Annotated in this window: 13 protein-coding genes and 1 riboswitch; of the genes, 6 read left to right on the top strand and 7 right to left on the bottom strand. The window is 58.1% G+C overall.

Going from position 1 to position 11,680, the window contains the following annotated elements:
- From thiS to O1722_RS21855, 5 genes are all read right to left on the bottom strand, one after another.
- The gene (thiS, locus tag O1722_RS21875) at positions 1-201 is read right to left on the bottom strand and encodes a sulfur carrier protein ThiS (RefSeq protein ID WP_003862324.1); all 201 of its coding nucleotides are present in this window, start codon (positions 199-201) and stop codon (positions 1-3) included.
- Entirely contained in the window at positions 185-940 is a 756-nt protein-coding gene (thiF, locus tag O1722_RS21870) for a thiazole biosynthesis adenylyltransferase ThiF (RefSeq protein ID WP_033487988.1), read from the bottom strand. The genes thiS and thiF overlap by 17 nt, the downstream gene beginning before the upstream one ends.
- On the bottom strand, positions 927-1,568 hold the full coding sequence (gene thiE / locus O1722_RS21865; RefSeq protein WP_017694729.1) for a thiamine phosphate synthase: 642 nt from the start codon (positions 1,566-1,568) through the stop codon (positions 927-929). The genes thiF and thiE overlap by 14 nt, the downstream gene beginning before the upstream one ends.
- Positions 1,568-3,463 (bottom strand): phosphomethylpyrimidine synthase ThiC, encoded by a 1,896-nt coding sequence (gene thiC / locus O1722_RS21860; protein ID WP_033487987.1) that lies wholly within the window; start codon positions 3,461-3,463, stop codon positions 1,568-1,570. Before thiC ends, thiE begins: the two co-directional genes overlap by 1 nt.
- Before the next feature lie 79 nt (positions 3,464-3,542).
- Positions 3,543-3,652, bottom strand: a riboswitch (TPP riboswitch).
- Positions 3,653-3,706: 54 nt separating this feature from the next.
- On the bottom strand, positions 3,707-4,204 hold the full coding sequence (locus O1722_RS21855) for an Rsd/AlgQ family anti-sigma factor (RefSeq protein WP_017384077.1): 498 nt from the start codon (positions 4,202-4,204) through the stop codon (positions 3,707-3,709).
- Positions 4,205-4,299: 95 nt separating this feature from the next.
- Here O1722_RS21855 and nudC point away from each other — a divergent pair, with 95 nt between their 5' ends.
- From nudC to O1722_RS21825, 6 genes are all read left to right on the top strand, one after another.
- Positions 4,300-5,073 carry an NAD(+) diphosphatase gene (nudC, locus tag O1722_RS21850; RefSeq protein ID WP_015569966.1) on the top strand — a complete coding sequence of 258 codons (774 nt, stop codon included), beginning with the start codon at positions 4,300-4,302 and terminating at the stop codon, positions 5,071-5,073.
- A 38-nt stretch (positions 5,074-5,111) separates the two neighbouring features.
- Entirely contained in the window at positions 5,112-6,176 is a 1,065-nt protein-coding gene (hemE, locus tag O1722_RS21845) for a uroporphyrinogen decarboxylase (protein WP_022650209.1), read from the top strand.
- A 9-nt stretch (positions 6,177-6,185) separates the two neighbouring features.
- Complete coding sequence (gene nfi, locus O1722_RS21840) at positions 6,186-6,857, top strand: deoxyribonuclease V (RefSeq protein ID WP_003862312.1); 672 nt, start codon at positions 6,186-6,188, stop codon at positions 6,855-6,857.
- Positions 6,858-6,898: 41 nt separating this feature from the next.
- Positions 6,899-7,489: a YjaG family protein gene (locus O1722_RS21835; RefSeq protein WP_003862310.1), complete on the top strand. Its 591-nt coding sequence runs from the start codon at positions 6,899-6,901 to the stop codon at positions 7,487-7,489.
- Between the two features lie 186 nt (positions 7,490-7,675).
- A complete protein-coding gene (gene hupA / locus O1722_RS21830; RefSeq protein WP_002445246.1) occupies positions 7,676-7,948 on the top strand; it encodes a nucleoid-associated protein HU-alpha in 273 nt (90 codons plus the stop codon).
- A gap of 11 nt (positions 7,949-7,959) precedes the next feature.
- Positions 7,960-8,652, top strand: coding sequence for a DUF1481 domain-containing protein (locus O1722_RS21825; protein ID WP_033487986.1), 693 nt, complete (start codon positions 7,960-7,962; stop codon positions 8,650-8,652).
- 48 nt (positions 8,653-8,700) lie between these two features.
- On the opposite strand, the gene purD is transcribed toward O1722_RS21825, so the two are convergent.
- A complete protein-coding gene (gene purD / locus O1722_RS21820; RefSeq protein WP_015569963.1) occupies positions 8,701-9,993 on the bottom strand; it encodes a phosphoribosylamine--glycine ligase in 1,293 nt (430 codons plus the stop codon).
- A 15-nt stretch (positions 9,994-10,008) separates the two neighbouring features.
- Positions 10,009-11,598 (bottom strand): bifunctional phosphoribosylaminoimidazolecarboxamide formyltransferase/IMP cyclohydrolase, encoded by a 1,590-nt coding sequence (purH, locus tag O1722_RS21815; RefSeq protein WP_023295751.1) that lies wholly within the window; start codon positions 11,596-11,598, stop codon positions 10,009-10,011.
- Between the last annotated feature and the right edge of the window lie 82 nt (positions 11,599-11,680).

The raw sequence follows: 11,680 nt of genomic DNA, 5'->3' as shown, positions 1-11,680 counted from the left end.
TTAGCCCCCTGCGATAACCTGAAACAGCAGGATCTGGTCGCCTTCATTGACCTGCTGATGTTCCCACCGCTCGCGCGGCAGGATCTGTTGATTGAGCGCCAGCGCCGTTCCCGGCTTCAGCTGGCGCAGCGTGTCGAGCAGGGCGGCAACGGTGAGATCGTCGTCGCACGTCATCGGCTCATCGTTAAACAGAATGCGCATTGCGGCCTCCGCATACCGGGCAGTGGCTGGCACGGTTTAACGCCAGATGACGCCAGCCGCTGGAGCGGGCGTCGAACAGCCGCAGCGTGTTGCGTTCTGTCTCCATGCCGCTGAGCAACTTGATGGTCTCCAGCGCCTGAAGAGTACCCATCACGCCCACCACCGGGCCCAGAATGCCTGCCGTGCGGCAGTTACGCTCCGGTTCAGCCTCGTCCGGCCACAGGCAGCGGTAGCAGCCCTGTGCCCACGGCGGCGTAAGCACCATTATTTGCCCACCGAAACCGACCGCGCTGGCGGTGATCAGCGGCGTGTTCTGCGCAACACAGGCCGCGTTGATGGCCTGACGTGTCGCCATATTGTCCGTACAGTCCAGCACCACGTCGGCAAGGGCCACTTCGCGTTGCAGATCTTCCCCGCTCAGCCGCGTCTGGAGTGCGACCAGTTCGATATCGGGGTTAAGCTGGTTCAGCCGCTGGCGCGTAACGTGCGCTTTAGGCTGGTTGATATCTTCTGTCGTAAAGAGAATTTGCCGTTGCAGATTGCTGAGATGTACCTCGTCGTCATCGGCCAGCACCAGCGTGCCCACGCCCGCGCCGGCCAGATACAGCGCGGCGGGGGTGCCTAATCCGCCCAGACCGACAATCAGTACCCGGCTGGCGAGCAGCTTTTGCTGCCCCTCGATGGCGATATCCTCCAGCAGGATCTGGCGGCTGTAACGCATAAAATCACGATCTTTCATCACCTGCTCCTGCCAGTTGTAAAAGCTGCGCGGTGGCGGCCTGCCAGTCTGCCGCCTGGGTGATAGCGCTGACGACGGCGATACTGCCGACGCCGGTCTCCAGCACCGCGGGCGCACGTTCAAGGCTGATCCCGCCGATGGCGACGGTGGGGTAATCGGCAAGGCGCTTAACGTGGGCCGCCAGCTGCGTCAAACCCTGTGGAGCGGACGGCATCTGTTTGGTTTGCGTCGGGAAAACGTGCCCGAGCGCGATATAAGAGGGGCGGGCCGCCAGCGCCACGTCGATCTCCATATCATCGTGGGTAGAAACGCCCAGCCGCAGACCGGCGTCACGGATCGCGTTGAGATCGGTCGTTTCCAGATCTTCCTGTCCCAGATGCACGCCGTACGCCTGGTGTTTAACCGCCAGCCGCCAGTAGTCGTTGATAAACAGGCGGGCGTGGTAGCGACGTCCCAGCGCGATAGCGGCGATCACGTCGGCCTCCACCTCTTCATCGCGTTTATCCTTGATGCGTAGCTGGAGGGTGCGAACGCCAGCTTCCAGCAGGCGGGCGATCCACGCCACGCTGTCCACCACCGGGTAAAGCCCTAAGCGGAAGGGGACAGGGGGGAAATCAGGCTGGTACATTATGCCTCCTCTTTTTTGAGGTAGATTTCGCCGCCTTTCGCGCGGAAGGTTTCCGACATGTCCGCCATGCCGACTTCAATGGTCTGCGCGGCGGCGTAATCGCGTACTTCCTGGCTGATTTTCATCGAGCAGAATTTAGGTCCGCACATGGAGCAGAAGTGCGCAACTTTGCCCGATTCCTGCGGCAGGGTTTCGTCGTGATAGGCGCGGGCGGTGAACGGATCGAGGGCCAGGTTAAACTGGTCTTCCCAGCGGAATTCAAAGCGTGCTTTGGACATGGCGTTGTCGCGAATTTGCGCGCCCGGATGGCCTTTCGCCAGATCCGCTGCGTGGGCGGCAATCTTGTAGGTGATCAGCCCCTGCTTCACGTCCTCTTTGTTTGGCAGCCCGAGGTGCTCTTTCGGCGTCACGTAGCAGAGCATGGCGCAGCCGAACCAGCCGATCATCGCCGCGCCAATGCCTGACGTGAAGTGGTCGTAGCCCGGCGCAATATCGGTGGTCAACGGCCCCAGGGTGTAGAACGGTGCTTCGTGGCAGTGCTCCAGCTCTTCGGTCATGTTGCGACGGATCATCTGCATCGGCACATGGCCCGGGCCTTCAATCATCACCTGCACGTCGTACTCCCAGGCGATTTTGGTCAGCTCGCCCAGCGTGTGCAGCTCGGCAAACTGCGCCTCGTCGTTAGCATCGCGGATGGAGCCAGGACGCAGGCCGTCGCCCAGCGACAGGGAGACGTCGTACGCGGCGCAAATTTCGCAGATTTCGCGGAAGTGTTCGTAGAGGAAGTTTTCCTGATGATGGGAAAGGCACCATTTAGCCATAATCGAACCGCCGCGTGAGACGATACCGGTCAGACGTTTCGCCGTCATCGGCACGTAGCGCAGCAGCACGCCCGCGTGGATGGTGAAGTAGTCCACGCCCTGCTCGGCCTGCTCCAGCAGCGTGTCGCGGAACGCTTCCCAGGTGAGGTTTTCGGCGATGCCGTTGACCTTCTCCAGCGCCTGATAAATCGGGACGGTGCCAATCGGCACCGGGCTGTTACGCAGGATCCACTCGCGGGTTTCGTGAATATAGCGGCCCGTGGAAAGGTCCATCACCGTGTCCGCGCCCCAGCGCGTCGACCAGACCAGCTTTTCCACCTCTTCTTCGATGGATGACGTCACCGCTGAGTTGCCGATGTTGGCGTTGACCTTCACCAGGAAGTTGCGGCCGATAATCATCGGCTCGGATTCCGGGTGGTTGATGTTGGCGGGGATAATGGCGCGCCCGGCGGCCACTTCGTCACGCACAAATTCCGGCGTGATGTTTTCCGGCAGGCGAGCGCCAAACCCTTCACCAGGATGCTGGTGGCGCAGCACTTCGCTGCGGATGCGCTCGCGGCCCATGTTTTCGCGGATGGCGATGAACTCCATCTCCGGCGTGACGATACCCTGGCGCGCGTAGTGCAGCTGGGTGACGCATTTGCCCGCTTTAGCGCGTTTCGGCGTCAGCAGGCCGGTAAAGCGCAGCTCGTCCAGACCGTCGTCGGCCAGGCGCGCGTTGGTATACGCCGAGCTGCGCACGCTCAGTTCTTCGCAGTCGTTACGGGCGTCAATCCACGGCTGGCGCAGTTTTGCCAGACCCTGCTGTACGTTGATAGCAACAGAAGGGTCGCCGTACGGGCCGGAGGTGTCGTATACCGGCACGGCTTCGTTGTCTTCAAACTGCGGGTTTTCTTTGCTGCCGCCGATAAGCGTCGGGCTGAGCTGGATTTCGCGCATCGGCACGCGGATATCAGCCTGTGAGCCGGAAATGTAGATGCGTTTCGAGTTCGGGAAAGCGGTGCCTTCCAGGGTGTCGATGAAGCGTTGGGCGTGTTCGCGCTGTTCGCGGCGGGTCAGTTTTGCAGTAGACATAGCTCATTCCAGATGTGAAGGACATGGCTTGTCAGACGACGGATGAAGCAAGAGAAGATCGCCTCAGGGGCGATACAACAGCAGTGTGACTCTTGTTCCCTTCGCAGGTATTAACCTGATCAGGTTCCGCGGATCCCGAATTAACGGTCTCAGCCCGTGCTTTCACACTGGGCACTCCGACAAGAAAAATCCCCCTCGTGAGAGGGGCGAATGGTTGTAAATTACTCGTTAACGATTAAGAACTCAAGCAGGACGCGCAACGTTATCGCTGGTGCTGATATTCAGGTTGTTGTCCAGCACGAGGGCGATGAGCTTGTCTTCCAGCGTGAATCGCTCTTCCAGCGCTTCGCCAAGGTCGGAAAGCGCCTGCTGAAACTCAAGATAGTTATCGTGATCGATAGCGTTCTCTAGCGTGGAATCGTAGTAGTCCATGATCTGCTGGGTGTTGGCTTCCAGCAGCGGACAGAGTTTGCTGGCCGCTAAATACGGCGTTGTCCCTTCCATTTCGCGGATAATGCGTTCATAAAGGTTGAAATGGCCGTCGGAGAGGTAGTCGACCAGGCTCTGACAGAAGTCGTCCAGCGCTTTTTCATTCAGCCGCATAAAGGATTCTTTGCCAGGCTTAAGACCAACCAGATTGTAATACGCCACGAGTAGATGCTTGCGCACATGTAGCCAGCGATCCACCAGGGTGTTACTTCCTCCAACGCGCTCAGTCAGGCTTTCCAGCTGGTTTAACATGGTCGACTCCATAAGGTTTAGAATGGGATCTGCTTATCCAAAATGTAACCATAATGCTAACAACATGTCAGTGAAGCGAAGGTAGTGCAATAGATATGGATCGTATTATTGAAAAATCAGATCTGGGTTGGTGGATCGTCAGTCACGAACAAAAATTATGGCTGCCCGGTGGGGAGATACCCTACGGTGCGGCAGACATCTTCGATCTCGTCGGCCAACCGGCGCTGCGGATCGGCGAGTGGCAGGGCGATCCGGTATGGTTGATCCAACAGGCTCGTCGTCAGGATATGGGATCCGTCCGTCAGGTGTTGGATCGGGATGTCGGCCTGTTCCAGCTGGCGGGGCGCGGCGTGCAGCTGGCGGAGTTTTACCGCTCGCACAAATACTGCGGCTACTGCGGCCACACCATGCACCCGAGCAAAACCGAGTGGGCAATGCTCTGCGGCCACTGCCGTGAACGCTACTACCCGCAAATCGCACCGTGCATCATTGTCGCCATCCGCCGTGATGATTCCATCCTGCTGGCGCAGCATACCCGCCATCGCAACGGCATTCACACTGTCCTCGCCGGGTTCGTGGAAGTCGGCGAAACGCTGGAACAGGCGGTGGCGCGCGAGGTGATGGAGGAGAGCGGCATTAAGGTGAAAAACCTGCGCTATGTGACGTCGCAGCCGTGGCCGTTCCCGATGTCCCTGATGACCGCGTTTATGGCGGAATACGACAGCGGCGAGATTGTTATCGATCAGAAAGAGCTGCTGGAGGCGAACTGGTATCGCTACGACGATTTACCGCTGCTGCCCCCACCGGGAACGGTGGCGCGTCGCCTGATAGAAGATACCGTGGCAATGTGTCGGGCCGAGTATGAGTAGTGTTACACTGACGGCCTGACGCAATAAGGAACTGCAAAATGACCGAACTGAAGAACGATCGTTATCTGCGTGCGCTGCTGCGCCAGCCCGTTGATGTCACCCCGGTGTGGATGATGCGCCAGGCGGGACGCTATCTGCCAGAGTACAAAGCCACGCGCGCGCAGGCAGGCGATTTTATGTCGCTGTGCAAAAACGCCGAGCTGGCCTGTGAAGTGACGCTCCAGCCGCTGCGCCGCTTCCCGCTCGATGCCGCCATTCTTTTTTCGGACATTCTCACCATTCCGGATGCGATGGGCCTTGGGCTCTATTTCGAAACCGGAGAAGGGCCGCGTTTTACCTCTCCGATCAAAAGCAAAGCCGACGTTGATAAGCTGCCGATCCCCGATCCTGAAGGCGAGCTGGGCTATGTGATGAACGCCGTGCGCACCATTCGCCGCGAACTGAAAGGCGACGTGCCGCTGATTGGCTTCTCCGGTAGTCCGTGGACGCTGGCCACCTACATGGTGGAAGGCGGCAGCAGCAAAGCCTTTACCGTCATCAAAAAGATGATGTACGCCGAGCCGCTGGCCCTGCATGCCCTCCTCGACAAGCTGGCGAAGAGCGTCACGCTCTATCTCAACGCGCAGATTAAAGCGGGCGCGCAGTCGGTGATGATTTTCGACACCTGGGGCGGCGTGCTGACCGGACGTGATTATCAGCAGTTCTCCCTGTACTACATGCACAAAATTGTCGATGGCCTGCTGCGTGAAAACGAAGGCCGTCGCGTGCCGGTGACGCTGTTTACCAAAGGCGGCGGTCAGTGGCTGGAAGCGATGGCGGCCACCGGCTGCGACGCGCTGGGCCTCGACTGGACCACCGATATTGCCGATGCGCGCCGTCGCGTGGGGGACAAAGTGGCGCTCCAGGGCAACATGGATCCGTCCATGCTCTATGCGCAGCCTGCCCGTATCGAAGAAGAAGTGTCGACTATACTGTCTGGTTTCGGCCAGGGCGAAGGCCACGTCTTCAACCTCGGTCACGGTATTCATCAGGATGTACCGCCAGAACACGCTGGCGTATTTGTGGAGGCGGTGCATCGGCTTTCTGCCCAGTATCATAAGTAAGGAGTGGTTATGGATCTCGCGTCGCTACGCGCTCAGCAAATCGAACTGGCTTCATCAGTGATCCGCGAGGATCGTCTGGATACGGACCCTCCGCGGTACATTGGCGGGGCGGACGTCGGATTTGAGCAGGGTGGTGAAGTGACGCGAGCGGCGATGGTGGTGCTGAAATACCCTTCGCTGGAGCTGGTGGAGTACAAAGTGGCGCGTATCGCCACCACCATGCCCTATATCCCCGGCTTTCTCTCCTTCCGCGAATATCCCGCGCTGCTGGCCGCGTGGGAGCAACTCTCGCAAAAACCCGATCTACTGTTTGTTGATGGGCATGGTATCTCCCATCCGCGTCGCTTAGGCGTCGCCAGCCACTTTGGTCTGCTGGTGGACGTGCCGACCATCGGCGTAGCGAAAAAACGCCTGTGCGGCGCGTTTGAGCCGCTCTCTGCCGAACCGGGCGCACTGGCGCCGCTTATCCATAAAGGCGAGCAGCTGGCGTGGGTCTGGCGCAGTAAAGCGCGCTGCAACCCGTTGTTTATCGCCACCGGGCATCGGGTCAGCATGGATAGCGCACTGGCGTGGGTGCAACGCTGTATGAAGGGCTACCGTTTACCTGAGCCAACCCGCTGGGCTGACGCCGTGGCCTCTTCACGTCCGGCATTCATTCGTTGGCAGGAAATTCAGCCGTGATTCAGGTAAACTGCGGCTAATTTTCGATTCGAGACATCATCATGTTACAAAACCCGATTCATCTGCGCCTTGAGAAGCTGGAAAGCTGGCAGCACGTGACGTTTATGGCTTGCCTGTGCGAGCGCATGTATCCCAACTATGCCGCGTTCTGCAAGCAGACGGCGTTTGGCGAAGGCCAGATTTATCGTCGTATCCTGGATTTAATCTGGGAGACGCTGACGGTCAAAGATGCGAAGGTAAATTTTGACTCTCAGCTCGAAAAGCTGGAAGAGGCTATTCCGGCTGCGGATGATTTCGACCTGTATGGCGTCTACCCGGCCATTGATGCCTGTGTGGCGTTGAGCGAGCTGATCCACTCCCGTCTGAGCGGTGAAACCCTGGAACACGCCATTGAAGTCAGTAAGGCATCCATTACCACCGTTGCGATGCTGGAAATGACCCAGGAAGGCCGTGAAATGACCGACGAGGAGCTGCGTGCTAACCCGGCGGTTGAACAGGAATGGGATATTCAGTGGGAAATTTTCCGTCTGCTGGCGGAGTGTGAAGAACGTGATATTGAGCTGATCAAAGGGCTTCGCGCGGACCTTCGCGAGGCTGGTGAGAGCAATATTGGTATAATTTTTAACCAATGAGACAACAAAACGTGATTTAACGCCTGTTTTGTCACTCCTCGACTCTTCCCTTTCGCCCCCCGTCTGGTCTACATTTGGGGGGCGAAAAAAAGTGGCTATCGGTGCGTGTATGCAGGAGAGTGCTTTTTTGGCATTTTCGTCGCACTCGATGCTTAGCAAGCGATAAACACATTGAAAGGATAACTTATGAACAAGACTCAACTGATTGATGTAATTGCGGACAAGGCTGATCTGTCTAAAGTGCAGGCTAAAGCTGCTCTGGAATCTACCCTGGCTGCTATTACTGAGTCTCTGAAAGAAGGCGATGCTGTACAACTGGTTGGTTTCGGTACCTTCAAAGTGAACCACCGCGCTGAGCGTACTGGCCGCAACCCGCAGACCGGTAAAGAAATCAAAATCGCCGCAGCTAACGTGCCGGCATTTGTTTCTGGTAAAGCACTGAAAGACGCAGTTAAGTAAGACGCGTGGCAGTGAACAGTTTTAACGAAGGGGCGGCAACGCCCCTTTTGTCATTCTGGCGTGGAACACTCGCGCTGGCAGGCGTACTGTTGCTGTCTGCCTGTAGCCATGATTCCTCACTCCCCCCGTTTACCGCCAGCGGCTATGCTGACAACCAGGGTGCGGTCAGGATCTGGCGCAAAGATTCCAGCGATGAAGTCCATATGCTCACCGCATTCAGCCCGTGGCATAACGGCAACACCTCGACCGCAGAATACCGCTGGCAGGGCGATGCGCTGTCGCTCATTGAACTGAATATCTACAGTAAGACTCCCGAACACGTGAAGGTGCGTTTCGACGACCACGGCGAGCTGAGCTTTATGCAGCATGAGGTCAATGGACTGAAACAGCAGCTTTCCAGCGATCAGGTCGCCCTCTACCGCTACCGTGCTGAACAACTCCGCCAGACCAGCGATGCGCTGCGTCAGGGCCGCGTGGTGCTGCGCCAGGGGCGCTGGCATGCCGACGGCACGGTGACCACCTGCGAAGGGCAGACGGTGAAGCCTGAGCTTGAATCCTGGGCAACCGAACACATTCAGCGTCGTCAGCGGCATTCATCTGTGGAGGTGAGTGTGGCATGGCTGGAAGCGCCGGAAGGCTCTCAGCTGTTGCTGGTGGCGAATGAAGATTTCTGCACCTGGCAGCCGACAGAGAAGAGTTTCTGACGTAAATCCCCTCTCCCTGTGGGAGAGGGTTAGGGTGAGGGTGTGAAATTACTCTCCCTGCTCCCGCGCAATGGCACGATAGCCGATATCCTGGCGGCTGAAGCTGCCATTCCAGTGAATATCCGCCATCAGCGCATAGGCGCGCTTCTGCGCCTCTGCCACGGTCTGGCCCAGCGCGGTCGCACACAGCACGCGACCGCCGTTGGTGAGCACGCGGTCGTCGTCAGAGAGCTTTGTACCGGCGTGGAACACCTTCGCACCGTCAATCTCTTCCAGCGGCAGGCCGTGGATCTCATCTCCGGTGTTGTAGCTACCCGGATAGCCACCCGCAGCAATCACCACACCTAAAGAGGCACGCTCGTCCCACTCGGAAGTTTTCTCGTCCAGCTTGCCTTCGCACGCCGCCAGACACAGATCAACCAGATCGGACTTCATGCGCAGCATGATCGGCTGGGTTTCCGGATCGCCGAAGCGGCAGTTGAATTCAATCACCTTCGGGTTACCCTGCTTGTCGATCATCAGGCCTGCGTAAAGGAAACCGGTGTAGGTATTGCCTTCCGCAGCCATCCCCTTCACGGTTGGCCAGATGATGCGGTCCATGGTGCGCTGGTGTACTTCGTCAGTGACCACCGGAGCAGGGGAGTAAGCTCCCATCCCGCCGGTGTTTGGCCCCGTGTCGGCATTGCCTACGCGCTTGTGATCCTGGCTGGTCGCCATCGGCAGAACGTGCTCGCCGTCAACCATCACGATAAAGCTCGCTTCTTCGCCGTCGAGGAACTCTTCAATTACGATGCGGTGGCCCGCGTCGCCAAAGGCGTTACCCGCCAGCATATCCTGCACGGCGGCTTCCGCTTCTTCGAGGGTCATCGCCACGATAACGCCTTTCCCGGCAGCCAGGCCGTCGGCTTTGATCACAATCGGCGCGCCTTTTTCACGCAGGTAAGCCAGAGCAGGCTCTACCTCGGTGAAGTTCTGATATTCCGCCGTCGGGATGTTATGACGCGCGAGAAAATCTTTGGTGAAGGCTTTTGAGCCTTCCAGCTGCGCAGCCCCTTCCGTTGGGCCGAAAATTTTCAGGCCCGCGGCGCGGAAGGCATCTACAACGCCGATCACCAGCGGTGCTTCCGGGCCAACAATCGTCAGATCGATATTCTCGTTTTGGGCAAAGCTCAGCAGCGCCGGGATGTCGGTTACGCCGATGGCGACGTTCTGTAGTGCGGGCTCCAGCGCGGTCCCGGCGTTACCCGGTGCCACAAAGACGGTTTCAACCTGCGGAGACTGCGCTGCTTTCCACGCCAGGGCGTGCTCGCGCCCGCCGTTACCAATCACTAATACTTTCATTTTCTGCTCCGGGAATTAATGGCGGAAGTGGCGCATGTCGGTGAAGATCATTGCGATGCCATGCTCGTCGGCAGCGGCAATCACTTCGTCATCACGGATTGAACCGCCAGGCTGGATCACACAGGTGATGCCCACAGCAGCGGCCGCGTCGATACCGTCGCGGAACGGGAAGAAGGCGTCAGAGGCCATGGCGGAACCTTTGACTTCCAGACCTTCGTCACCTGCTTTAATACCCGCGATTTTCGCAGAGTAAACGCGGCTCATCTGGCCTGCGCCTATTCCGATGGTCATGTTCTCTTTGGCGTAGACGATGGCGTTGGATTTCACAAACTTCGCCACTTTCCAGCAGAACAGCGCGTCACGCAGTTCCTGCTCGGTTGGCTGACGTTTGGTGACGACACGCAGATCGGCTTCGCCCACCATACCCAGATCGCGGTCCTGAACCAGCAGCCCGCCGTTCACGCGCTTGAAGTCCAGGCCTGGAACGCGCTCTGCCCACTGGCCGCAAACCAGTACGCGCACGTTCTGTTTCGCCGCGGTGATTTTCAGCGCCTCTTCGGATGCTGATGGCGCGATGATCACTTCGACAAACTGACGGGAGATGATGGCCTGCGCGGTTTCCGCATCCAGCTCGCGGTTGAAGGCGATAATGCCGCCGAACGCGGAGGTCGGGTCGGTTTTGTAGGCGCGATCGTAAGCTTCCAGAATAGACGCACTTACCGCAACGCCGCATGGGTTGGCGTGCTTGACGATAACGCAGGCTGGCTCGCTGAACTCTTTCACGCATTCCAGCGCGGCGTCGGTATCGGCAATGTTGTTATAGGAGAGGGCTTTGCCCTGTACCTGCTGGGCAGTCGCTACAGAGGCTTCTTTTACCTCTTCTTCTATATAGAAGGCAGCCTGCTGGTGGCTGTTCTCGCCGTAACGCATATCCTGCTTCTTAATGAAGTTCAGGTTCAGCGTGCGCGGGAAGCGGCCAGATGGATCTTTGCTTTCACCGTGGTAGGCAGGTACCAGGCTACCGAAGTAGTTGGCGATCATGCTGTCGTAGGCGGCGGTATGCTCGAAGGCTTTGATGGCGAGATCGAAACGCGTTTCAAGCGTCAGGGACCCTTCGTTGGCATCCATCTCATTAATAATGGCGTTGTAGTCACTGCTCTTTACCACGATGGCCACATCTTTATGGTTCTTGGCTGCGGAGCGCACCATGGTCGGGCCGCCGATGTCGATATTCTCAACAGCGTCTTCCAGAGAACAGCCTTCGCGGGCAACGGTCTGGGCGAACGGGTAGAGGTTAACAACCACCATGTCGATGGGGGCAATATTGTGCTGCTCCATAATGCCGTCGTCCTGACCGCGACGGCCCAGAATACCGCCGTGCACTTTCGGGTGCAGGGTTTTGACGCGTCCATCCATCATTTCCGGGAAACCGGTGTAATCGGACACTTCGGTTACCGGCAGACCTTTATCTGCTAACAGGCGAGCGGTACCGCCTGTAGAAAGCAGCTCTACGCCACGTGCAGAAAGTGCCTGAGCGAATTCGACGATACCGGCTTTATCAGAAACACTGAGCAGAGCGCGGCGGACTGGACGACGTTGTTGCATGGTAAATCCCCTGGATTTCACGATTACAGAGAGCGTTAGATGAATTTTCCTGTGAAAAACTCATCTAACACACCTGACGAGG

This window comes from Enterobacter cloacae complex sp. HYC003_NIDB (genome assembly GCF_056673375.1).
Note: the sequence above shows the minus strand (reverse complement) of the source record. Positions and strands in the feature narration are given on the sequence as shown.

Bases quoted from the DNA above. Each gene is read 5' to 3' on its own strand.
- thiS (WP_003862324.1), bottom strand. From the start codon at position 201: ATGCGCATTCTGTTTAACGATGAGCCGATGACGTGCGACGACGATCTC.
- thiF (WP_033487988.1), bottom strand. From the start codon at position 940: ATGAAAGATCGTGATTTTATGCGTTACAGCCGCCAGATCCTGCTGGAG.
- thiE (WP_017694729.1), bottom strand. From the start codon at position 1,568: ATGTACCAGCCTGATTTCCCCCCTGTCCCCTTCCGCTTAGGGCTTTAC.
- thiC (WP_033487987.1), bottom strand. From the start codon at position 3,463: ATGTCTACTGCAAAACTGACCCGCCGCGAACAGCGCGAACACGCCCAA.
- O1722_RS21855 (WP_017384077.1), bottom strand. From the start codon at position 4,204: ATGTTAAACCAGCTGGAAAGCCTGACTGAGCGCGTTGGAGGAAGTAAC.
- nudC (WP_015569966.1), top strand. From the start codon at position 4,300: ATGGATCGTATTATTGAAAAATCAGATCTGGGTTGGTGGATCGTCAGT.
- hemE (WP_022650209.1), top strand. From the start codon at position 5,112: ATGACCGAACTGAAGAACGATCGTTATCTGCGTGCGCTGCTGCGCCAG.
- nfi (WP_003862312.1), top strand. From the start codon at position 6,186: ATGGATCTCGCGTCGCTACGCGCTCAGCAAATCGAACTGGCTTCATCA.
- O1722_RS21835 (WP_003862310.1), top strand. From the start codon at position 6,899: ATGTTACAAAACCCGATTCATCTGCGCCTTGAGAAGCTGGAAAGCTGG.
- hupA (WP_002445246.1), top strand. From the start codon at position 7,676: ATGAACAAGACTCAACTGATTGATGTAATTGCGGACAAGGCTGATCTG.
- purD (WP_015569963.1), bottom strand. From the start codon at position 9,993: ATGAAAGTATTAGTGATTGGTAACGGCGGGCGCGAGCACGCCCTGGCG.
- purH (WP_023295751.1), bottom strand. From the start codon at position 11,598: ATGCAACAACGTCGTCCAGTCCGCCGCGCTCTGCTCAGTGTTTCTGAT.